General features: G+C 65.5%; 17 protein-coding genes. 11 read left to right on the forward strand and 6 right to left on the reverse strand.

Annotation, left to right across the window (positions count from 1 at the left end; translation table 11 throughout):
- Positions 1 to 170 precede the first annotated feature (170 nt).
- Genes B9Z01_RS22535 through B9Z01_RS22545 form a run of 3 tightly spaced genes read left to right on the forward strand, consistent with a single transcriptional unit; the run spans position 171 to position 3,201 of the window.
- Positions 171 to 1,259 carry a C45 family autoproteolytic acyltransferase/hydrolase gene (locus tag B9Z01_RS22535; protein ID WP_085487185.1) on the forward strand — a complete coding sequence of 363 codons (1,089 nt, stop codon included), beginning with the start codon at positions 171 to 173 and terminating at the stop codon, positions 1,257 to 1,259.
- Between the two features lie 5 nt (positions 1,260 to 1,264).
- Positions 1,265 to 2,593, forward strand: coding sequence for an aspartate aminotransferase family protein (locus B9Z01_RS22540; RefSeq protein WP_085487186.1), 1,329 nt, complete (start codon positions 1,265 to 1,267; stop codon positions 2,591 to 2,593).
- Between the two features lie 53 nt (positions 2,594 to 2,646).
- Entirely contained in the window at positions 2,647 to 3,201 is a 555-nt protein-coding gene (locus tag B9Z01_RS22545) for a carboxymuconolactone decarboxylase family protein (protein WP_085487187.1), read from the forward strand.
- Between the two features lie 188 nt (positions 3,202 to 3,389).
- Here B9Z01_RS22545 and B9Z01_RS22550 read toward each other — a convergent pair whose 3' ends face one another.
- The gene (locus B9Z01_RS22550; RefSeq protein ID WP_085487188.1) at positions 3,390 to 3,698 is read right to left on the reverse strand and encodes a DUF4148 domain-containing protein; all 309 of its coding nucleotides are present in this window, start codon (positions 3,696 to 3,698) and stop codon (positions 3,390 to 3,392) included.
- A gap of 375 nt (positions 3,699 to 4,073) precedes the next feature.
- Here B9Z01_RS22550 and B9Z01_RS22555 point away from each other — a divergent pair, with 375 nt between their 5' ends.
- The 4 genes from B9Z01_RS22555 to B9Z01_RS22570 all read left to right on the forward strand — a co-directional run bounded on the left by B9Z01_RS22555 (position 4,074) and on the right by B9Z01_RS22570 (position 7,744).
- Entirely contained in the window at positions 4,074 to 4,499 is a 426-nt protein-coding gene (locus B9Z01_RS22555; RefSeq protein ID WP_085487189.1) for an OsmC family protein, read from the forward strand.
- Positions 4,500 to 4,757: 258 nt separating this feature from the next.
- Entirely contained in the window at positions 4,758 to 5,387 is a 630-nt protein-coding gene (locus B9Z01_RS22560; RefSeq protein WP_085487190.1) for a TetR/AcrR family transcriptional regulator, read from the forward strand.
- A gap of 67 nt (positions 5,388 to 5,454) precedes the next feature.
- Positions 5,455 to 6,999: an MFS transporter gene (locus B9Z01_RS22565; RefSeq protein ID WP_085487191.1), complete on the forward strand. Its 1,545-nt coding sequence runs from the start codon at positions 5,455 to 5,457 to the stop codon at positions 6,997 to 6,999.
- A 478-nt stretch (positions 7,000 to 7,477) separates the two neighbouring features.
- Complete coding sequence (locus tag B9Z01_RS22570) at positions 7,478 to 7,744, forward strand: YodC family protein (protein WP_085487192.1); 267 nt, start codon at positions 7,478 to 7,480, stop codon at positions 7,742 to 7,744.
- A 47-nt stretch (positions 7,745 to 7,791) separates the two neighbouring features.
- Here the strand turns inward: B9Z01_RS22570 and B9Z01_RS22575 are convergent, their stop codons facing one another.
- Positions 7,792 to 8,103 (reverse strand): superinfection immunity protein, encoded by a 312-nt coding sequence (locus B9Z01_RS22575; protein ID WP_085487193.1) that lies wholly within the window; start codon positions 8,101 to 8,103, stop codon positions 7,792 to 7,794.
- A gap of 153 nt (positions 8,104 to 8,256) precedes the next feature.
- On the opposite strand from B9Z01_RS22575, the gene B9Z01_RS22580 reads away from it, so the two are divergent.
- On the forward strand, positions 8,257 to 9,720 hold the full coding sequence (locus B9Z01_RS22580; protein ID WP_085487194.1) for a M20 family metallopeptidase: 1,464 nt from the start codon (positions 8,257 to 8,259) through the stop codon (positions 9,718 to 9,720).
- A gap of 60 nt (positions 9,721 to 9,780) precedes the next feature.
- Positions 9,781 to 10,884, forward strand: a complete 1,104-nt coding sequence (locus tag B9Z01_RS22585) for a malate/lactate/ureidoglycolate dehydrogenase (RefSeq protein ID WP_085487195.1) — start codon at positions 9,781 to 9,783, stop codon at positions 10,882 to 10,884.
- A gap of 145 nt (positions 10,885 to 11,029) precedes the next feature.
- Here the strand turns inward: B9Z01_RS22585 and pdeR are convergent, their stop codons facing one another.
- The 3 genes from pdeR to B9Z01_RS22605 all read right to left on the reverse strand — a co-directional run bounded on the left by pdeR (position 11,030) and on the right by B9Z01_RS22605 (position 18,947).
- The gene (gene pdeR, locus B9Z01_RS22590) at positions 11,030 to 13,033 is read right to left on the reverse strand and encodes a cyclic di-GMP phosphodiesterase (protein WP_085487196.1); all 2,004 of its coding nucleotides are present in this window, start codon (positions 13,031 to 13,033) and stop codon (positions 11,030 to 11,032) included.
- Positions 13,034 to 13,317: 284 nt separating this feature from the next.
- Positions 13,318 to 17,913: a DEAD/DEAH box helicase gene (locus tag B9Z01_RS22595; protein ID WP_085487197.1), complete on the reverse strand. Its 4,596-nt coding sequence runs from the start codon at positions 17,911 to 17,913 to the stop codon at positions 13,318 to 13,320.
- Between the two features lie 461 nt (positions 17,914 to 18,374).
- The gene (locus tag B9Z01_RS22605) at positions 18,375 to 18,947 is read right to left on the reverse strand and encodes an FUSC family protein (RefSeq protein ID WP_085487199.1); all 573 of its coding nucleotides are present in this window, start codon (positions 18,945 to 18,947) and stop codon (positions 18,375 to 18,377) included.
- Positions 18,948 to 19,315: 368 nt separating this feature from the next.
- Between B9Z01_RS22605 and B9Z01_RS22615 the strand changes: the two genes are divergently transcribed.
- On the forward strand, positions 19,316 to 19,915 hold the full coding sequence (locus B9Z01_RS22615; RefSeq protein WP_085487200.1) for a glycine zipper domain-containing protein: 600 nt from the start codon (positions 19,316 to 19,318) through the stop codon (positions 19,913 to 19,915).
- Positions 19,916 to 20,022: 107 nt separating this feature from the next.
- On the opposite strand, the gene B9Z01_RS22620 is transcribed toward B9Z01_RS22615, so the two are convergent.
- Positions 20,023 to 20,361, reverse strand: coding sequence for a BON domain-containing protein (locus tag B9Z01_RS22620; protein WP_085487201.1), 339 nt, complete (start codon positions 20,359 to 20,361; stop codon positions 20,023 to 20,025).
- A gap of 540 nt (positions 20,362 to 20,901) precedes the next feature.
- On the opposite strand from B9Z01_RS22620, the gene B9Z01_RS22625 reads away from it, so the two are divergent.
- Positions 20,902 to 22,383, forward strand: a complete 1,482-nt coding sequence (locus B9Z01_RS22625) for an RNA polymerase factor sigma-54 (protein WP_085487202.1) — start codon at positions 20,902 to 20,904, stop codon at positions 22,381 to 22,383.
- Positions 22,384 to 22,487: the final 104 nt, after the last annotated feature.

The following is a 22,487-nucleotide window of genomic DNA, read 5'->3' on the forward strand; positions in this document are numbered from 1 at the left end:
CGCAACACCTCTGAAGCACTTAAAACTTTTCTCACGCATTCCCGCGCGCCAGGGGCGGATAGGCCCGAGCCGGGCCAGCACGCTCCATCTGGTGCAGTTTCACAGTATTTGACAACAAATGTTGTTTTGGCGTATAAATACGTACCGATTGTTGAATATGGGTGCGCCCCATGGCGTCGAAGCAGGACATCAGTTTTTTTCAGGTCAGTGGTGAGCCGTACGACATCGGCTACCAACTCGGCGCAATCGCGCGGCCGGTGTTTGCCGACTACATGGCGCAAAGCGCCGCATGGCAGGCGGTGCGGCGCTGGCGCGGCGATCCGTTCGTGCAGACGCTGCGTGACGCGGCACGCGCGCATTTTCCGGCGTTGCTGGCCGAACTCGACGGCATGGCGGCCGGGCTCGGCTGGGCCGCGGAAGATGTGTTCCTGTGGAATTGCCGCGGCGAGCTGATCCACAACGCGCCGGACGGCTGCACGACGCTCGCGGCCATCGAGGGCGGCACGCGCTTCATCGCGCACAACGAAGACGGCGATCCATTTCTGCGCGAGCGCTGCGCGATGGTCGAAGTGCAAGCGAAGGGCCAACCGGGCTTCGTCAGTTTCTACTATCCGGGTTCGCTGCCGGGTCATACGTTCGCGGCCAACCGGGCGGGAATCGCGCAGGCCATCAATAATCTGCGCATCCGCACGCCCGCCGCTGGCGTGCCGCGCATGATCCTCGCGCGCGCGGTGCTCGACGCCGGTTCGCTCGGCGAGGCGCTGCACATACTGCGCGGGGTGCCATCGGCGAGCGGCTTTCATCACACGCTCGGCAGCGCGGGCGACGCGCGCCTTTTCAGCGTCGAAGCAAGCGCGCGGCGCTGCTCGGTGCAGGAAGTGAGCAAACTCTCGGGCCACGCGAATCACATGATTCATCCGGGCTGCGAAGCCGAGGCGCAGATCGTCACCGAGTCGTCGCGCGACCGGCAGTCGCGCGTGAACGCGTTGCTGCCCGCGCTTGCCGGTGCCACTCAGTTGCAACCGGCCGCGCTGCTCGAGGTCCTGCAGGACCGCGCGCCTGCGGGCCTGCCGATCTATCGCGATGATCCGCACGATCCCGACGACGAAAACACGCTCGCCACCGCGCTCTTCGACATCGGCAGCACAGGTGTGTCGATGAAGGTTTATCGACACGGGCAATGCGCCTTCGAACGCTCGATCGTCAGCGCGGCACATGAGGCTCGCGTTTCCGAACACGCCGCAATCACGAGGAATTGAACACCATGTCCACCGTTTTTCATCGTTCTCCGAAGCATTCTCTGCCGGTTGCCGTCGCGGGCGAAGGCATCGAGATCGTCGATTCCACCGGCAAGCGCTATATCGACGCATCGGGCGGCGCTGCCGTTTCGTGCCTCGGCCACAGCAACCAGCGCGTGATCGATGCGATCAAGCGTCAGGCGCAGCAACTGCCGTACGCGCATACGTCGTTCTTCACGACCGCGCCGGCCGAGGAACTGGCCGAGCGGCTCGTCGCGAGCGCGCCGGCCGGGCTGGAGCACGTGTACTTCGTCTCGGGCGGCTCGGAGGCGATCGAAGCGGCGCTCAAACTCGCGCGCCAGTATTTCGTCGAGAAGGGCGAAACGCAGCGCCGCCATTTCATCGCGCGGCGTCAGAGTTATCATGGCAACACGCTCGGCGCGCTCGCGATCGGCGGCAATGCGTGGCGCCGCGAGCCGTTCCTGCCGATCCTGATCGAAGCGCATCACGTGAGCCCATGCTACGCGTACCGCGAACAACGCCCGGACGAAACCGAGGAAGCATTCGCGCAGCGTCTCGCCGACGAACTCGAGCAGAAGATCCTCGAACTCGGCGCGGACACGGTGGCCGCATTCGTCGCCGAAACGGTGGTGGGCGCAACGGCCGGCGCGGTGCCGCCCGTGCGCGAGTATTTCCGCAAGATTCGAGCGGTCTGCGATCGTTACGGTGTCCTGCTGATTCTCGACGAGATCATGTCGGGCATGGGCCGCACCGGCTATCTGTTCGCGTGCGAGGAAGACGGCGTGGCGCCCGATCTGCTGACGATCGCGAAGGGGCTCGGCGCGGGCTATCAGCCGATCGGCGCGACGCTGGTCAGCGACCGCATCTATCAGACCATCGTCGGCGGCTCGGGCTTCTTTCAGCACGGTCATACCTACATCGGTCATGCGACCGCGTGCGCGGCGGCGCTCGAAGTGCAGCGCGTGATCGCCGAAGACAGACTGCTGCCGAACGTGCAGGCGCGCGGCGAGCAGTTGCGCAGCCGCTTGCGCGAGCACTATGCGCGGCATCCGCATATCGGCGACGTGCGCGGGCGGGGGCTGTTCGTCGGCGTTGAACTGGTCAAGGATCGCAGCACTAAAGAGCCGTTCGATGCCAAACTGAAACTGCACGCGGCGATCAAGCGCGAAGCGTTCGCGCGCGGCCTGATGGTGTACCCGATGGGCGGCACCGTCGACGGCCGGAGCGGCGACCATGTGCTGCTCGCGCCGCCGTTCATCTGCACGGAGCGCGACATCGACGAGATCGTGAGCCGCCTGACCGACGCAATCGGCGCGTCGCTTGCCGCCGTCTGAACCCGCCGGGGCCGAGCCATTTGAACCACCGCAATCTATCTGCGAGAACGACGATGACCGAGCGTTTGCCTCACTTCGACACCACCGCCGCCACGCCCGAGCAGAAGGCCGTGCTCGACGAAATCCTGTCCGGCCCGCGCGGCAACCTGAACGGGCCATTTCTCGGCTGGATTCATAGCCCCGAGCTGGCGCAGCAGGCGCAGCGCCTCGGCGCGTTTTGCCGCTACCGGACCGGTCTGCCTTTGCGTCTGTCGGAACTCGCGATTCTCGTGACCGCCTCGCGCTGGCAGGCGCAGGCCGAGTGGTACATCCACTATCCGATCGCGCTGCAGGCGGGCGTGAGCGAAGCGGACGCCGAGACGATCCGCGCGGGCCATCGCCCCGATTTCGCGGACGCCGACGACGCGCTGATCTACGACTTCGCGAGCGAGTTGTACGAGACGAAACGCGTGTCGGACGTGACGTATGCGAAGGCGGTCGAGCGTTTTGGTCATGAGGTCGTCATCAACCTCGTCGGTCTGCTCGGCTACTACGCGCTCGTTGCCATGACGCTGAACGTGTTCGGCATGCGCGCGCTGGGGCAGGAGAGTCTGCCGTTCCCCGAGTGACGTTCTGACAAACGCGCGGCCCGGCGTGGCCGCTGCCTGCTTTGCGCGGCTTCCCGCCGCACTGCGCCGCAGAGCACGAAGAAAAGCCCCGCTTGCGAACTCCACAAGCGGGGCTTCTTTATTTTCACTGCCGCATCAACTGTTTTTCACGGCCGAGGCCGCCAACCGCGCGGCCCGCTGCGACAAACTTACTGACCGCGATACGTCGAGAAGATGCGTTGCTGCACCGACGACGGAGCGCCCGCGTCCGACGAACTAGCCTTCACGCCGCCGAAATCCTGCGCACTCTGCTCCGACGCAACCACGGTCGCCGAGCCTTGCTGCACCGCCTTCGGATACTCGGTGTCGTTCTGATACACGAGCCCCGCTTTTTGCGCGGCGACGAGTTCGGAGCGCACCTGAGCGCGGGTGACCGGACCGTTTGCCTGCTGGGCGAACGACACTGCCGGAACGATAAGAGCCGATGCGACGACCATTGCGGAAAGAAGCGATTTCATGATGACCTCCAGTTTCGATTGTTGAGTGGATCGGTTTGAATTGCGTTTCCCGATCTGTTGAAGCCAGTTTATTTCTTGCGGTCTCAGCAAAAAAGCAGATTTCCGAGGAAAGATTGTTACTGAAATTGATATTGATGTGGCTTGAAAGCCGGCCTCCGGAACGCCGGCGGCGCGCATTCGGCCGCGCGGTCGCGGCACCGTCACGACGGCGGCACACGGAAGCGCCTATGATGAAGTCCGGTCCCCACCCGCGCCTGTAAAGCCGCGCGGTACCTGCGACCGATGCCTGAGCGCGGGCACATCCGGGCGGGACCGCCGCGGCAGGCATCGTCTTTGGTCGCGCAGCATGCGGCAGGGCACAACAGGAGAGAGGCGATGAAGCGCAAGGCATCGGCAGTCTGGCAAGGCGGCCTGCAGAACGGCAAAGGCTCGATTTCCACCGACAGCGGCGTCCTCAAGGACACCCAATACTCGTTTGCGACGCGCTTCGCGGACGGCATCGGCACGAATCCTGAGGAACTGATTGCGGCGGCACACGCGGGATGTTTCTCGATGGCCTTGTCGGCGGAACTGGGCAAGGCGGGCATCACGCCCGAGCGGATCGGCACCACGGCAACGGTCATGCTCGACAAGGACGGCGGAGGCTTTTCGATCACCGCTGTGCATCTCGACGTGGCGGTGAAGATTCCGGGCGGCGACAAGGCCGCGTTCGACAAGGCCACCGCCGACGCGAAGGCGGGTTGCCCGGTGTCGAAGGTGCTCAACGCGACGATCACGATGGACGCGAAGCTCGAAACCTGAGGCCGCGAGTTTTTCCGTGCGGCAGTAAAAGCATGCAGACGCCGGCGACGGGGGGCAACCGTCGCCGGCTTTTTTGAGCGCTGTTCCAACGCTATTCCAGGGTTGGAGCAAAGCAGCGGCAAGGCTGTGGCTCGTGGCAAGGCGTTCCCCCGCAGACGCTCTCCGGAAACCCTACGAAAATCCGTCCTTGATTTATTGAATGACCAGTCATAATATCCATCCAACGAAACACGGCACGAAACAGCAAGGTCACCGCAATTGAGTCATTCCAGGCAAGTCACGAAGAAAGCCGGCGAGGTGTGTCCGCGAGGCCGCCCGCGTGAATTCGACACGAACACCGTGCTCGCGAGCGCGAGCCAGGTGTTCTGGAATCACGGCTATCACGCCACCTCGATCGACGATCTGTGCAAGGCCACCGGCCTGCTGCGCGGCAGCCTGTACGGCGTATTCGGCGACAAGCACGGCATCATGCTCGCCGCGCTCGATCATTACGCGGAAGGCGCGGTCGCGCGGCTCGCGCAGCGTTTGAACGCGCCCGTGGAGCCGGAGCAGGCCCTGCGCGACGCCTTGCTGCATTACGCGCGGGTCGCGTGTGCGCTGACCGGCCAGCGCAGTTGCTTCATCACCAATACCACGCTGGAAATGCAGCCCGACGACGAAGCGCTGCGCACGCGTGTCGCCGCGATTCAACGGCGCATGGCGACGCTGCTCGCGGCAACGGTGATCCGCGGGCAGGCGAGCGGCGCATTCAATTCGACGCTCGACGAAAAAGCCGTCGGCGACTTCCTGCTGTGCGTGATGCAGGGTCTGCGCGTGTTGGGCCGCGTCGCGCATCAGGAGGACGCGCTAACCGGTATCGTCGACGTGGCGATGCGCGCTCTTGTCTGACGCTCTTGTCCGAGTTTTCCGTCTGGCAGTACATCAAATTTTTTAACTATTTTTTGAACGATCGGTCATGAAAAGCGAAGCGACCCAGTCCGCTCCGGCGGCATTCGTTGGACCCGCTGGCTGCACTGCGGCGGCCCCGACCTGTCCGGGACCGGCGGTGGCGAAGATGGCCGTCGCGGCCAAAGCGTCCGCGCCGCGCTTCGGGCACGAGGCGCTTGCGCTCGCCGTGCTGTTCGTCGGCGCGTTTCTCGCGCCGCTCGACTATTTCATCGTCAATCTCGCGTTGCCTTCGATTCACACCGGCCTCGGCGCGAGCGACGCGCAATTGCAACTCGTCGTGTCCGCCTATGCCTCGGCCTATGCGGTGCTGCTGATTACGGGCGGGCGCCTCGGCGACCTGTTCGGCCGCCGCCGCATGTTCATGACGGGGATGGCGGGCTTCGTGGTCGCGTCGGCGCTGTGCGGCTTCGCGACGAGCGGCCATATGCTGGTGATTTCGCGCATCGTGCAGGGCATCGCAGCGGCCGTGATGGCGCCGCAGGTGCTCGCGACGATTCGCGCGGTCGTGCCGCTGCATCAGCAGACGCGTGTGATGAGTCTGTACGGTTTCGTGTTCGGCTTGTCGTCGATCGTCGGGCAACTGGGCGGGGGCGCGCTGATTACGTATCACCCGTTCGGGCTCGACTGGCGCATCATCTTCCTGATCAATATTCCGATCGGCATCGTGGCGTTCGTCGGCACGTGGAAGTTCGTGCCGGAGAACCAGCCGGCCGCGCGCACCGGCGTCGACCTGAAGGGCGTCGCGCTGCTCTCGGCGGTGCTGCTGCTCGTCATCTATCCGATGACGCACGGCCGCGAAGCCGGCTGGCCGGCCTGGACTTTCGTGATGTTCGTGCTTGCCGTGCCGGTGTTCGCGCTGTTCGTCGCAACGGAGCGGCGTGTCGAGCGCGGCGGCGGTCATCCGCTCGTGGATCTGCAACTGTTCCGCAACCGCGCGTTCGCGCTCGGCCTCGTGCTCGCGTTCCTCTTTTATTGCAATAGCGCGTTCTTCCTGACTTACGGCATCTTCCTGCAGACCGGTCTGCACTGGACGCCGCTCGCATCGGGCATCGCGATCATGCCGTTCGCGATCGGCTTCGTGATCGGACCGCTGAGCTCGCCCGCGGTGGTCAAGCGCATCGGCGGCCATGTGCTGACACTCGGCTTTTCGATGATGACGCTCGGCTTCACGCTGACCGGCTGGTCCGCGAGCCAGTCCGCGACGCCCGATCTGCTGTTCTATGGCGGGCTCGTGTGCGCGGGCGTCGGGCATGGCCTGCTGCTGCCTTCGATCATGCGCATCGTGTTGCAGGAGGTCGTGCCCGAGAAGGCGGGGCTCGCGTCGGGCGTCGTGTCCTCGACGCTGCAGATCGGCTCGGCGTTCGGCACCGCGGCAATCAGCGGCGCGTTTTTCGGTGCGCTCGGCGGCAGCGCGGCGCCCGCCGCGTATGCACATGCGTTCCAGTTGAGCCTCGGCATCAACGCGCTTTTGATGTTCGTGTGCATCGGTTTGAGCGTGCTGCTCGTGCGGCATCAGCAACTCGCGCTGCGGCGGCTCGCGCAGGCAGTTTGAAAAATACCGCGCCGGTAATCGTTTTCAACCGCTGGCTTATCGTAAAAATGCTGTTGTTTTAAAGAAAGACTGAATGCAAGTCCTGTTGTATTTGCCGGTAAGCCGGCCATTCACAGGTAATTTTGATTTACATCAAACTGGAATAAACCCTATGCGGCATTGCATCACGTTTCTAATGTGAGGAATGCGGGGGAGTCTTTTCTACCGGCCCGCAAAGCCGCGTGCAGTCAGTGTTGCATTGGTGCGGTAGCGCACAGATAACGGATTGACGCGATATTCATGGATTTTTACAGTTTGGCTGGGAACTAAACGCGGCAGCAGCAAATTCCAGAGGCGCTGAAAACGGTATCAATAAAAAGCGCTTGCCGCGTTTAAATTCAATTGTTAATCTTCACCAAGTTTTAGAGTCTTCTCTCAGCAGGTCAATGTCGATAAGCCAGCGCAATGACTTAATAAGGCTCAACATAGGGGATTGAATATGCTGACCGCTACCATTGACGCATTTGAGGCGCCCGCCGTCTTTAACGCAGGCGACGTGGTCACCTTGAAAGAGGGGGGCCCGCGTATGACGGTGACATACGCCGGTCCGGTAGCGCTCAATCCCGGCAACTGGCTGATCTGCGAATGGTTCGACGAGCACGGCGAACTGCGCCATGAAATGTTCGCGCCGCAGAACGTGCGCGCCGAACCTCGTTCGATTCCGGCTGGCTGGGTGCAACGCAATCGCATCGGGCGCGCCGCGTGAGCGCGAATCCGTCCTGCCTCATTTCTGTCTCACCTGAACCGGATCGATCAACGCTCCGGCCGGTTGCGCGCGGCCGCACGCCGTTGCACGCGCGCCATCAGCGCCGCTGAAAAAGCGCGCATGCTCACGACTTTGCGCGTGCGCACCACGTCGCTCGCGATGTTCTCCGGCGGATTCGGCTGCAGCGCCCAGTAGAGCGCGAACAGCCAGCCGAGCACGGTCCAGCCGAGGCAGGCATTGAAGAGCGCGAGCGTCAGCATGTCGTGGCGCTTGCGCCGGTCCGCGAGAATCGCCGGCAGAAAATACAGCGCCAGCGCAAACACCGCGGCGATGGCCTGAACGGCCACGTTGCCACCCATAAACACACTCCTGATGCGCGATGTATTCAACGATTGTCGCGCGAACGGCCGACTCGCGCAGGTTCGGCGCGCGATGCGCGCCAAGGGGTTCAGCCCGGCGCGCATCCGGACTATCATGATCGTTTCGACTGATTAGCCCTCACGGACGCCATCATGATGACCGACGATACGACCCAGCAGGTTCAACGCCTCAATCCGGACACGCTACGTGAATTCGTCGAGCGCAAGTGGAACGACGAGATCGTGCCCGCGCTGACGGATTACATCGCGGTGCCGGCCAAGAGCCCGGCCTTCGATCCCGACTGGGCGAGGCACGGCTATCTCGAGCGTGTCATCACCGACGCCGCGCAATGGGCCGAGCAGCAGCCGGTGCGCGGTCTGAAGCTCGAGGTGATCCGCCTGCCGGGCCGCACGCCGGTCATCTTCTTCGAAACGGCTGCAACGCGTTCGGACAGCGACGAAACCATCGTGCTGTACGGCCACCTCGACAAGCAGCCCGAATTCGACGGCTGGCGCAAGGACCTCGGTCCGTGGACGCCGAAGCTCGAAGACGGCAAGCTCTACGGCCGCGGCGGCGCGGACGACGGCTACGCGATCTACGCGAGCCTCACGGCGCTTGCCGCGCTCGACGCGCAGGGCGTCGAGCGTCCGCGCTGCGTCGGTCTGATCGAAACCTGCGAGGAGTCGGGCAGCTACGATCTGCTGCCGTACGTCGATGCGCTGCGCGAGCGGCTCGGCAAGGTCGGGCTCGTCGTGTGTCTCGATTCGGGCGCGGGCAATTACGATCAGCTGTGGCTCACCACGTCGCTGCGCGGCCTCGTCTCCGGCGACCTCGAAGTGCAGGTGCTGGACGAAGGCATTCACTCGGGCGTCTACGGCGGCATCGTGCCGTCGAGCTTCCGCATCATGCGGCAGTTGTTCGACCGTCTCGAAGACTCGGCGAACGGCACGCTGCTGCCCAAGGGCTTCCATTGCCCGGTTCCGGCGGACCGTCTGCGCGAAGCGGAAGCGACCGCGCGCATTCTCGGCGACGACGTCTGGAAGAAGATGCCGTGGGCGTGCGGCGAGGACGGCCGCCAGGTGCTGCCCACCACGACCGACCCGCAGGAAGCGCTGCTCAATTCGACGTGGCGTCCGTCGCTCTCGGTGACGGGCGCGGCCGGCTTGCCCGCGCTCGCGGACGCCGGCAACGTGCTGCGCCCGCGCACCGCGTTCAAGCTGTCGCTGCGCCTGCCGCCGCTCGTCGAAGCGGAGAAGGCCGTCGCCGAACTGAAGGCGCTGCTCGAACTCGATCCGCCGTACAACGCGAAGGTCACGTTCAAGCCCGACGCGGGCTCGGCGAACGGCTGGAGCGCGCCCGATGTCGCGCCGTGGCTTGCCAGCGCGCTCAACGGCGCGTCGCGCGCGCACTTCGGTGCGGATGCCGCCTACATGGGGCTCGGCGGCACGATTCCGCTCATGAACGTGCTGAAGGAGGGCTTTCCGAAATCGCAGTTCATGGTGTGCGGCGTGCTCGGACCGAAGTCGAACGCGCACGGACCGAACGAGTTTCTGCACGTGCCGTACGGCAAGAAGCTCACGGCCGCGGTCGCGGAAGTGATTGCCTTGGCGCCCTGAGTTCTCCCTGAGTTGCCGCTGAGTTCCTGCTGATTCCCATCAACCACACCCCTAAGCTGAATGACCGACCACCAGACTGCGCAACCCACTACGTCCCGGATTCCGGCCGATCAATTGCATGCCTACGTGAAGGCGATCTGGGAGCAGGCGGGCAGTGCGCCGCGCGAGGCGGAACTGGTGGCCGATCATCTGGTGGCGGCGAATCTGAGCGGTCACGATTCGCATGGCGTGGGCATGATCCCGAGCTATGTCGCATCGCTCGCCGACGCGCAACTGCGACTGAACCTGCACGCCGAAGTCGTCAAGGACGCGGGCGCGGTGCTGACGGTCGAAGGCGGCAAGGGCTTCGGCCAGGTCATCGCGTTCGAGGCGATGGAGCGGGGCATCGAGCGCGCCCGGCGGCTCGGCATCTGCGCGGTCGGCTTGCGCGGCGCGCATCACATCGGGCGCATCGGTCATTGGGCCGAGCAGTGCGCGCGTGCCGGACTCGTGTCGTTTCACTTCGTCAACGTGGCGGGCGATCCGCTCGTCGCGCCGTTCGGCGGCGCCGACCGGCGCATCGGCACGAATCCGTTTTGCGCGGCCTTTCCGCGCCCCGGCAAGCCGCCGCTCGTGCTCGACTTCGCGACCAGCACGATCGCGTTCGGCAAGACGCGCGTCGCCTATAACCAGGGCAAGCCTGTGCCGCCCGGCGCGTTGATCGATCACGAAGGCTTGCCGACGCTCGAACCGAAGGTCATGCATGAAGCGCCGTTCGGCTCGCTGACGCCGTTCGGCGGCCACAAGGGTTTCGGGCTCGCGGCGATGTGCGAGATTTTCGGCGGCGCGCTCTCGGGCGGCTTCACGACGCATGCGGACACGCTCGGCACGACCCACGCGATCATCAATTGCATGCTGTCGGTCATCATCGACCCGGCCGCCTTCGACGCCGCCAACGCTCAGGCCGAAGCCGACGCGTTCATTGCCTGGGTGAAGGACTCGCCGCTCGCGGCGGGCACCGAGCGCATCTACGAGCCCGGCGAGCCCGAGCGCGTGAGGCGCGCGCAGCGCGAGGCCGAGGGCATTCCGATCGACGCGGCGACGTGGACGCAGATTCACGAAGCGGCGCGCGCGGTTGGCATGAGCGAGGAAGAGACGGCGCGCTGGTCGGCGCACCTGCGTTAAAAGTGGGCGGGGAGCGGGTTCAGGCGGGTTCGAGCCGGCTCACGCAGCTTTACGCGGGTTCGAGCCGGCTCATGCAGCTTCGGGCGGGCTCAGGCTGCTTCAGGGAGCCTCATCAAGCAGCGTCATCAGGCAGTTTCACGCAGCCTCAGGCGATCAGCCTGAGATTGCGCCGATCGAGCAGCCAGCGCTCGAACTCGGCGGCGGGCATCGGCTTGCCGTACAGGAAGCCCTGCACGTAATCGACGCTGAGTCCTTTCATGAAGGCTTCTTCCGCCTCGGTTTCGATCCCTTCGGCGACCACCTGGAAATCGAGCTCCTGCGCGACCGCGACCATCGAGCGCACGAGCGCCTGCGCCTTCGTGTTCGCGTGAATCGAGCGCACGAAGCTGCGGTCGAGCTTGACGACGTCGAGCGGAATGCGGCCGAGTTGCGACAGCGACGAATAGCCAGTGCCGAAATCGTCGAGATGAACCTGCGCGCCGAGCTGGCGGAACTGCTTGATTAGCTCGATCGCGGCCGCTTCGTTTTCGATCAGGCAGCTTTCGGTGAGTTCGAGGTCGACGACGCAAGGGTTCAAGCTCGCGTGCTGCAGCGCCTCGGTGAAATGCTGGACCACGGCGGTATCGGTGAGCTGCCGCGCCGACACGTTGATCGCGATGCGCAGGTCGTAGCCGGCTGCGCTCCAGCGGGCCGCCTGTTTCGCGGCGGTTTCCATGACCCAGCGGCCGAGCACGCCGATCAGTCCGGATTCCTCAGCATAGCGGATGAATTCCACCGGCATGATCTGACCGCGCTCCGGCGAATTCCAGCGCACCAGTGCCTCGGCGCCCTGCACGGCGCCGGTGGCGAGCACCAGCTTCGGCTGGTAATGCAGCGCGAACTGGCCTTCTTCGAGACCGCGGCGCAGATTCGTGTCGAGCCACATGAATTCGGCGACGCGCCGGTTCATGTCCGGCGAGAACACGCGGTGCGTGCGCTTGCCTTCGTCTTTCGCGACGTACATCGCGGTGTCGGCCGAACGGATCAGTGATTCGAGGCTGTCGCCGTGTTCGGGCGAGCGCGCGATGCCGATCGAGCAGCCCGTATAGACCTCGACGAGCCCGACCGCGAACGGCATGCGCATGCGGTCGAGAATGCGCTGCGCGGTGTTCTCGAGTTGGTAGGCGGTGCCCTTGGCCGCGAGCACGATGAATTCGTCGCCGCCGAGGCGCGCGAGCGAGTCGCCGGGATTCAGGCAATGGCGGATCGCATCCGACACGTCGCAGATGAGCCGGTCGCCGAACACGTGACCGTAGTGATCGTTGACCTTCTTGAAGTTGTCGAGATCGAGAAACAGCACGCCGACGGCTTCGCCCGGCGCTGCCTGCTCGATCGCGATCTGGATTTTTTCCTGGATCGCGTTGCGATTGGCGAGGCCGGTGAGCGGGTCGGTGGTGGCTTGCTCGATGAGCCGCTCCTGCGCGAGCCGTTGTTCGGTGATGTCGGTGCCCGAGCAGATCAGGAACTGCTCTTCGATGCCGCTGCCGCTGCGCACGAACTTGTTGCGAAACAGGAAGAGCCGTTCGCCGTGCACGGTCTTGATGCGCCGCTCGATCTCGTACGACTCGCCGCGATTGAAAAACGCGGCGCTGTTCTGGCTGGAAGCCGCATCGTTTTCGGACGACATGAAAAGCGTCTGCACGTTGCGGCCGATAATGTCCTCTTCCTTGACGCCGGTCAGTTCTTCGGCGAGCCGGTTGAAGCGCTGTATCCGCCCATGCCGGTCGACGATGACGACGACCGAATTCACTTCGGAGACGAGCTGTTCGGCGAACGAAAGACCATGCAGCAACGCGCGGGAGACGGATTCGGTGTCGTGGTCGGCCGAAGCGGTGCCGCTCCACGTGTGATGGTCGCGCCGCTTGCCGACCAGGTGCAGACGCAGCGGCGCACCCGCCAGTTGCACGTCGACGACCACGTGCGAGGTCGCGCCGGTCAGCGTACGGATAGACGAGGCTTGCTGAGGAGTGAGCGGAATTTCGACAGGGGCAGGCGCGGCGCCGCTCACCGGTGCGAGTTCGAGCGCGTCGCGCTCGGCCGACAGACGCCAGCATGGGCTGCCTGTGCCGAACTGCGCGTGAAGCACCTGGTCGTGTTGCTCGTCGCTCATGAAGTCCCCGGGCGGTATGCCGGCAGTCCCTGTCAGGGCGGGTGGCGGCAGACAGTCTTCCTCATACTAAAGTGAAACTACCTCATTGTATCGAAGCAGTTGAAGTCGAGCGCATAAACATTAAAGATCGCTAACGGTCCGCGCGGGTCCGCGCGGCCGCGAGCTTCAGGATTATCCCTTAGCCGGGTGACGCTACGCACATGCCGCGAGGGCCTGTTCACGCTACAGCCCCACGAATGATTTTTTCCGGAATCGGGAAAGTCGGTAATTAGCGTGAACAGGCCCTAGAACCTGTGCGCAAGTAATGCGCGAGCCCGGTCGCGCTCGAGCGGATGCGCCTCCAGCGCGGCGTCGAACCAGAATTTGCCCGCCACGAGCGTGGCCGCGACCACGCCATCCCGATACAGCACGCGGTTCCCCGCGACGGCCGGCACCCGCTCGCCGACGAGCAGCGTGCCCGCGAGATTCAGCGGGTCAGTACCTGCGACGCATACAAAAGCACCATCGTTCGCATGCCGCCGCACTTCGCGCAGCAGCGGGATCGCCTCCGGCAAGGCGAATTGCTCGCCGGCGAGCCCATTGACAAAACGCCCGCCACGGATCACGCCACGCGCTTCGAGCCGCTGAAAAACGCGCAGCAGATCGCGCCACGGCGGCAGCCATTCGGCTTCGCGTTCGAGCAGGCGCCAGAACACCACGCCGTAGCGCCGCAACAACGTCATCGCGACGTGTTCGAGCACCTCGGGCGGCCACTGCGGGCGACGTTCGGGCGGTTTTTCCGCTGCTTTGACGCCGGTGTCGGCCGTGCCGTCAGCGCGGCGGCGGCTCACGAGCGCCCAGCGGCCCGCGTCGTCCATGCCGCCGATCAGCGCGCTCGGCCTCGCGCGCCGACTGCTCGAAAACGCGTTGCGTTTGGCGAGCGGCTTGAGCAAGGCGCGCAGGCCCGCGAAGCTGTCGGAATTCGCGAGTCCCGCGGCGACCAGTTCGCCGAGCGCGCCTTCCAGCTCCATGCGCAGCACCCGAACTTCCGCGAGCAGTTCGTCGAAGAACATTGCGCCGTGTTGGGCGAGCGCGTCGTACACGCTCTGCGCGAGCGCGGACAACTCCACCTGCCGCGCGGGATCGAGCAGCGCACTCCACGTGCGCACCCGGGCGCGCGGCAGCAGCACGATCGGCGTGCTGCGGATCGGGCCGGCGGCGCCGCGCGCGCGCTCGGTCAGGCGCGTCCAGACGATCTTGCCGGAGCGGCATAGTTCGTCGAGCGAACTATTGGCATAGGCGCGCACGCGCGCGGGCAGGATGTCTTCTTCCCAGGCGCCGGCCGCGGCCGGGAAGCCTTCGAGCTGATCGAGCGCGGCGGCGAGCGCGTCGCGGCCTTCGGCGCGCGTGTCCGGGGTCAGATGCTGCCACTCGCACAGGAAGCGCATGAAGTCGTGCCGCTCCACTGGCTCGATTTCGCGCCGCAGACGCTTGACCGTGTAGCGATGGATGCGCGCGAGCAGGTGACGTTCGCACCATTCCTCGACGCTGCCTTGCGGCGTGAAGCGGCCGCGCAGCAGATAGCCTTCGGCTTCGAGCCGCACGAGCGCCTGCTCGACCCGGTTGGCGGGCAGACCGAGCGGCCGCGCGATTGCGTCGACCGTCAGCGGACCGAAGCCGGTCAGGCGCGCGCGCAGCACGTCGACGAGCGCGTCGTCGGCGCTCCAGCTATCGGTGTAGCCCTTGGGTGCGCTCAGTTGTGGTGCGTAGCGCTGGCGCGGCAGGTCGGGGTAGAGCGCCGCGAAACAGGTCACGCGTTCGGCGGGCAGCCAGAGCGCGTCATTGGCGTTGGCACCCGTACCGGCGCTCGCGGAGAGTTGCACGCGCGTCGCGCGCCCGGCCTGTGCGAGCGCCGCGAGCAACGCCGGCCAGTCCTCATGCTCACGCGCCTCGGCCTCGGCGATGCAGGCGAGGCCCGTCAACGCTTCGTGCATCTCGTCTGCGGTGCGCGCTTGCGGCCAGGCTTCGTCGCGCACGCTGTCGATCGCGGCGGCGTCGAGCGCGCCGAGATCGTCGGCGCTCGACGGGTCGCTCCAGCGGCGGTTCAGCACCGCCTGCGTGCGGCGCTCCTCGATCGGCGCGTCGTCGAGATACGCGTACGGCTTCGCGGTCAGGATTTCGGCGGCGAGCGGCGAGGGCGCCGGCAAATCACGCGCGACGAGCCGCACCTCGCCGCGCTCGATGCGACGTAGCAGCGCGAGCCAGCGAACGCTATCCATCGCGTCGTGCAGGCAGTCGTCGACGGTCTGGTCGATGAGCGGATGACGCGGCACTTCGCGCTCGCCGACGATATTCTCGAGACACGCCGCCTGCTCGGGAAACACGCTTGCAAGCAGATCCTCGCTGCGCATGCGCTGCAGTTGCGGCGCGGTCTTGCGCCCTCCCGTGTAGCGCGGCAGGCCGAGCGAGGTGGTCGCGTTCCAGCGCCAGCGCACGCCGAAGAGCGGTGCGTCGAGCAGCGCCTGGATCAGCAGATGCTCCGCGCTGTTCGAATGCAGATAGCGCCACACGTCGTCGAGCACGAACGAGTGGCTGCCCGTCAGCGACAGCACGATCGCGTCTTCGGTCGCGGCCGCCTGCAGTTCGAAGTTGAAGCTGCGGCAGAAGCGCTTGCGCAGCGCGAGCCCCCACGCGCGATTCACGCGGCTGCCGAACGGCGAGTGGATCACGAGCTGCGTGCCGCCCGATTCGTCGAAGAAGCGCTCCATGACGAGCGTGTTCTGCGTCGGCAGCACGCCGAGCGCCGCGCGGGCGCGCGCCAGATAGTCGACGATCTGACGCGCGGCGGCTTCGTCGAGCGCGAGGTGCTCGACGAGCCAGGCGATGGCGTGGTCGATGCGGGGGGAGGCGGGTTGGAGCGCGGGTGGCGTTGCGCTCGCGATTTCATGCGCGGCTACGAGCGCCTCCGCATCAACCCCCAACTCCCGCTCCACCAGCAACCGCTCAACCTGCTCGCGCAACCTAGCCACCGCGAACGACAACTCGTCGCTGCGCCCCGGCGCCTCGCCGAGCCAGAACGGAATGTTCGGCGGCTGTCCTTGCGCGTCCTCGACCCGCACGCGGCCGCTCTCGATGCGCAGAATCCGGTACGACGCATTGCCGAGCTGAAACACGTCGCCGGCCAGACTCTCGACCGCGAAATCCTCGTTGACGGTGCCGATGTTGATGGCCTGCGGTTCGAGCACGACCGCGTAGTCGGCGTTCTCGGGAATCGTGCCGCCCGAAGTGAGCGCGACGAGCTTGCCGCCGCGCCGGCCGCGCAGCGTGCCGCTCACCGCGTCGCGATGCACGTAGGCGGCGCGCGGACCGTGGCGGCTCGTGTAGCCCTCGGCGAGCATGCGCAGCACGGCGTCGTATTGCTCGCGCTCGAGCTCCGCGTAAGGCGCGGCGCGCCGGATCATCCCGAACAGCGCGTCTTCGCTCCACTCGGCGCTCGATACCTCCGCGACGATCTGCTGCGCGAGCACGTCGAGCGGCGCGCGCGGAATGCGCAGCGCGTCGAGTTCGCCGCGCCGCACGCAATCGAGCAACGCCGCGCATTCGAGCAGATCGTCGCGCGAGGCCGGAAAGAGCCGCCCCTTCGGCATGCCGCCGACCTGGTGGCCCGAGCGCCCGACCCGCTGCAGGAACGGCGCGATCGCGCGCGGCGAACCCATCTGGCAGACGAGGTCGACGTCGCCGATATCGATGCCGAGCTCCAATGAGGCGGTCGCGATCAGCACGCGCAACTCGCCGCGCTTCAGGCGCTGTTCGGCATCGAAGCGATGCTCTTTCGCGAGACTGCCGTGGTGCGCGGCGACCGCCTCCTTGCCGAGCCGTTCGGTCAGATGCCGCGCGGCGCGCTCGGCCATGCGGCGCGTGTTGACGAAGACGAGCGTCGTGCGATGCAGCGCGACGAGTTCGGCGAGACGGTCGTAGACACGTTCCCACACCTCGTTCGCCATGACCGCTTCGAGCGGCACGGGCGGAATTTCGAGCGCGAGGTCGCGCGCGCGGACATGGCCCACGTCGACGATCGCGCAGTCTGCCGGCGTGTCGCTTTCCACACTTCCCGCGTTCTCCGCGCTCGCGCGGCCGACCAGAAAGCGCGCCACCGCGCCGATCGGTTTTTGCGTCGCCGACAGACCGATGCGCGGCAAGCGCCGCTCGCACAGCGCATCGAGCCGTTCGAGGCTGAGCGCGAGATGGCTGCCGCGCTTGCTGCCCGCGAGCGCATGAATTTCATCGACGATCACCGTGCGCACCGTCGACAGCATGCGCCGGCCCGAGTCCGAGCCGAGCAGCACGTAGAGCGATTCGGGCGTGGTCACGAGGATATGCGGCGCGCGCTTCTTCAATGCGTTGCGTTCCTGCGGCGTGGTGTCACCGGTGCGCACGGCCGTGCGGATGTCGAGCGGCGGCAAGCCGAGCGCTTCGAGTTCCTGGGCAATGCCTTGCAGCGGCATCTGCAGATTCAGACGGATGTCGTTGGAGAGCGCCTTGAGCGGCGAGACGTAGACCACCAGCGTTTCGTCAGGCAAGGCGCCGCCGTTGGCGAGGCCTTGCTGGACCAGGTCGTCGAGCGCGGAGAGGAATGCGGTGAGCGTCTTGCCGGAGCCGGTCGGCGCGGCGACGAGCGTCGAGCGGCCGCTGCGGATCAGCGGCCATGCGGCGGACTGGGCGCTGGTCGGGGCGGGGAAGGTTTTCTGGAACCAGTTGGCGACGGCCGGATGGAAACCCTGGAGTGCCTGCGGAACCGGCGGCAGGGCCCGCGCGACGGGCCGCGCGGCGCTCGCGACGGAACGGGCCTTCCGTGAACGGGGTGCCGCGTCGAGTGCGGCGAAAGTTTTGGCCGAAGTCATGCTCGTCTAGATGGGGGCGGTGCGTGCCATATCCAGTGTACGGCACGCGGCCGCTGTGGCCACTGTCGCCGCTGCGCGACGCGTCGTACGCGGCCGGCGACCTCGATATCGCAGCACGGCTCGCATTCGTTGGGATGACGAACGGGTATGGTACGGCCTGGCGCGGCCAGACCGCCAGCCATGTCGGAAATAGTTCGGAGCCTGACGACCGGGCAGCCGTTGATTGTCGCGAATGCCGCATTCAGTTCCGACGCGGCCGGTTCAATCGTTTCAAGTTCGGCAGGGTATTTGCGCAAAGCACCGGCGTGAACCCGGGACGCTGCCGGCGCCGCACGCAAGCAGATGATGCTTCGGATGACTGACCAGATGCCACGTGCCAGATGCACGCGCATGAGCGCGGCGGCGTTGACGGTAGTGTGTATGGCTGCGCTTGCAGAGGCGTTACGGCGCGCGCCACGACGTTAGCTGGATTTCCCGGGCTTGCTGAACGCGCGCCGTTCGAGCGACGACATGAGCCGCGCGATCAGCAGAGCGCAGACCGTGCCGAGTGTCACCTCGGCAAGCCGCAGGAGGGCTTTGTCCCATGCGGGTCCGATGCCCGGCACGAGCAGCATGATCGTCGCGGTGATGCCGCCAAGACGCGCCGCGCTACCCACGTTGACGATCCAGCAGATCATGATGGCGACGGCCACCGTCGCCGCATAGGCCGCGAAATGACCACCGCCCGCGAGCGTGCCGACGAGGCCGCATAGCCCGCCGACCATCGCGCCGATGAACTGGTCGCGCGAGAGCTTGCGGGTGTCGATATAGCTGTGCTGGCTGACCGCAATCGCGGTGATCGCGGCCCAGAACGCCTGTTCCGTATGCAGCGCGCTGCCGATCCCGAACGCGAGACTCGCGCCCGCCACCGCCTGCACGGCCATGAAGCCGCCTTCGATGAGCCGGTCGCCAAGCGGCAGCGTCTTGAGAAAAGCGAACAGCGCGTCGGCGGCGTACGTGCGCGCGGACCGCCTTGAATCGTCGGTGGGAGTCATCGAAATGAAAGCGCCTTGCCGCAGTGTGAAGGTGCCGTATTTTAGCGACTCCGATTCAACGAGGCGTAGCAACTCAGTGCCGCGATCCCGTACGGCAAAACACTTTCCCAGAAATAGGCGCGTGTTTTGCTTTCAACGCTTTAAACAGGAGCGCCAGCGCATCCGCATGATGTGCGCGGAAGCACTCGACCAGAACAGCGTAGAAGGCGTAGTGTTGCATAGTGGACTGTTCAGCGTGAAAGGCATGGAGCCGGAGCGCGGCGCTATGGCGTAGCGCCGTCGCGTGCCGCGCCGCAGCGCGCTTTCCGGGCGCGATGAAAGGCGGCGGCATGGTCCGCGAACGCCGTTCAACGAGGCAAGGAGGCGATATGTCGCTCATCGTCGCAGCACGCTTCACGACTTTTCCGACTGCGGAAAACGCAGCGCAAAAGCTGTTCAATGCAGGGTTCGTCGAAGAGGACGTGACGCTGTTTTTCGTCAATCCGCGCGGCCAGCATGCGCGGCATCAGATCGGCGGCGATTCGGGCAGCGGCCCGGGCGCGCGCGAGGCGCCGCACGGTGCGGGAAGGGACGTGACGATCGGCGCGGTGATCGGTGCGGTCGTGGGCGTCGCGATCTTCGCGGCGTTTTCCGCGCCGCTGCTCATATCGCTGATCGCAGCAGGGGTCGGCGCCTACGTGGGCTCGCTGGTGGGCTCGACGCTGCACGCGCGCGAGAAAGCGGGCCAACGCGCGGACCAGCACGCGGGCCACCGCGTTCCGTATTACGAAGAGGCGCGCGATTCCGGCGTGCTGGTTGCCGTGCACGTGTCGCCGGACAATCAGCTCGATGCCGCGCGTGTATTGCGGGAGGCGGGGGGCGTGGCGATCGAAAAGGCGAGCGGGCGTTGGCAGCAGGGACGCTGGGCCGATTTCGATCCGCTGAAAACGCCGGAGCCGCTCAATGAGTTCGTGGAAAAGCACGCGTGATCCGAACGCGTGAACTGAGTGCGCCTGGTGTGTGCCTGGTGTGCGCCTGATGTGTGTTTAGTGCGCGCTAGGCGGCCGCTGCGCGGGAGCCGGGCGCGAGCCCGGCCTTATTCGGCCGCGACCTTCAGATGGTTCTTCACGCTCGACACGCCCTTCACGCTCTGCACGACTTCTTCGGCCGCCGACTTATCGTCGGACGAAGGCACCGACCCCGTGAGCCACACCACGCCCTTGCGGGTCTTGACGTGAATATGGGTCGACTTGACGTTCTTTGCCGCGAGCAGATCCGCCTTCACCTTGGTGGTGATGGTGCCGTCGTCGATGTGCTCGCCGATGCTTTCGGACGAAGCGGACGGCGCTGCCGTATTGGTCTGCGCGGTGGCGTTCAGGGCGAATGCGACAACAGCGATGCTGCCTGCGCTCTTCAGAAACTGGATCGTCTTCATGGTTTCTCCTTCGGGTGTTGGTGAAAATGGCGGTCTTGTTGCCGGTCGCCGATCGCGGTCGAAACCGCCGATGACGCACGTGGGGTCGTTGCCGCTACGGTACCATCAGGGTCCGTTTCCGACACCGGACGCCGGCCTTGCATTCGCATCAGCACGCGTGAAGGCCGGCGTCCGTCGACACAGTGCCCGGCCGCAAGCACCGTACCCGGCCGCTGCGAGTAGACCTCGAGTAGAGACATAGGCGCAGCAAACGCCGTATAGGCGTGGTAAAAGCGCGGCGATGCAGGGTTCAGGACTGAGGAATGGCGGGCCGGGGTTCCGCGCTGCCATCGCGCGCGGCGCCGGAAAAGGCGGACCGGAAATTGCCGGGTATTTGTAAAAAATCGCGTCGCGAGCGCATGCAGCGTGCCCGCCCGAAAAGATAAAGCGTAGAGAAAACAGCGGCTTGAGGGAACTGGTACGGCAGTTGCTCTAAAGAGTGAACTCGGCGCTTTCCGTCTTCGGACTCCTCGCGCTACTCACGAACGGGACCTCACTCCAATGCCTTCCCTTGAACTACGCACAAGGCAGTCTCTTACGCTCACGCCTCGTCTTCAGCAATCGGTACGCCTCCTGCAATTGTCGGTGCTGGAATTTCAGCAGGAATTGCGCACGGCACTCGATACGAATCCGTTTCTTGAATACGATTCATCGGAAACGGAGGATGTCGCGTTAGCCAGCACGTCGCCGGTTGAAGATGCAAGTGCGCAGCCCGCCGCCGACACGCTTGCCACCGCCGAATCCAGTGCGCTGTCCGCGGAAAACGTCAATGGCGACGCGCCGGAAAGCGCGGGCCAGGACGACATGCCCGGCGAATTTTCGGGCGACTACGGCGGCCACCATTCGGCGCGCCAGAGCAGCGACGCGGACGGCAGCGATCCGGCCGAGTGGGCCCGTTCGCAGCCGACGCTGCGCGAGCAGCTGCATGATGCGCTGCGACTGTACCGGCTCGACGATCGCGACCGCGCGGTGGCGCGCTTCATCATCGAGGCGCTCGACGACGACGGCTATCTGCGGCAATCGCTGGCCGATCTCGCCGACAGCGTCGATCTCGAACCCGCGTTGACCGAGGAAGATCTGCTCGTGGCGCTGCGCCTCGTGCAGTCGCTCGACCGTCCGGGGCTCGGCGCCCGCTCACTGTCGGAGTGCCTCGCGCTGCAGATCAACGCGTTGCCCGCCGACACGCCGGGGCGCGACGTGGCGCGGCAGATTGCCGAGCATCATCTGGAGCGTCTTGCGCGCCGCGAGCAGGCTGAGCTGCAAAAGCAGATCGGCTGCGACGCGGAAGCATTGCGCGTGGCCTGCGCGCTCGTGCGCAAGCTCGATCCGAAGCCGGGCAACTGCTATGGACGCGCCGAAGACAACTACGTGGTGCCCGACGTGATCGTGCGGCAGGGGCGCAACAAATGGATCGTGTCGATCAATCCCGCTGCGCAGCCGCGTGCGCGCATCCATCGCATGTATGCGCAACTGTTCGCGCAGTCGGCCGGCGCGAGCCGCTCGCCGCTCGCGCAGCAGTTGCAGGAAGCGCGCTGGCTGATCCGCAATGCGCAGCAGCGCTTCGATACGATCCAGCGTGTCGCGGAGTGCATCGTCACGCATCAGAAGGCCTTCTTCCAGTACGGCGAAATCGCGCTCAAGCCGATGGTGCTGCGCGATGTCGCCGACGAACTCGGCCTGCATGAATCGACGATCTCGCGCGCGACGGGCAACAAATATATGGCGACGCCGCGCGGCATTTTCGAGTTCAAGCATTTCTTCCCGCGCGAGCTCGGCACGGAAAGCGGCGGCACCTGTTCGGCCGCGGCGGTGCGCGCGCTGCTCAAGGAGATGATCGCCGCGGAAAATACGCACGATCCGCTTTCGGACGTAACGCTCACGAAGATGCTGGCCGATCAGGGTGTGCTCGTCGCGCGCCGCACGGTGGCGAAATACCGGCATCTGATGAAGGTGCCGCCGGCGGAATTGCGCCGGCAGCTTTGAGCGCCGCCTGCTCGATCAAATGGGCTGATAAGGGCTGGTAAGAAAAACTGAATTGCCGTTACCCTCGAGAAGCGCCATGCGAGGCTGTCCGCTCGCATGGCGCT

Origin of the sequence: Paraburkholderia susongensis (assembly GCF_900177725.1) — a bacterium.
GTDB lineage: Bacteria > Pseudomonadota > Gammaproteobacteria > Burkholderiales > Burkholderiaceae > Paraburkholderia > Paraburkholderia susongensis.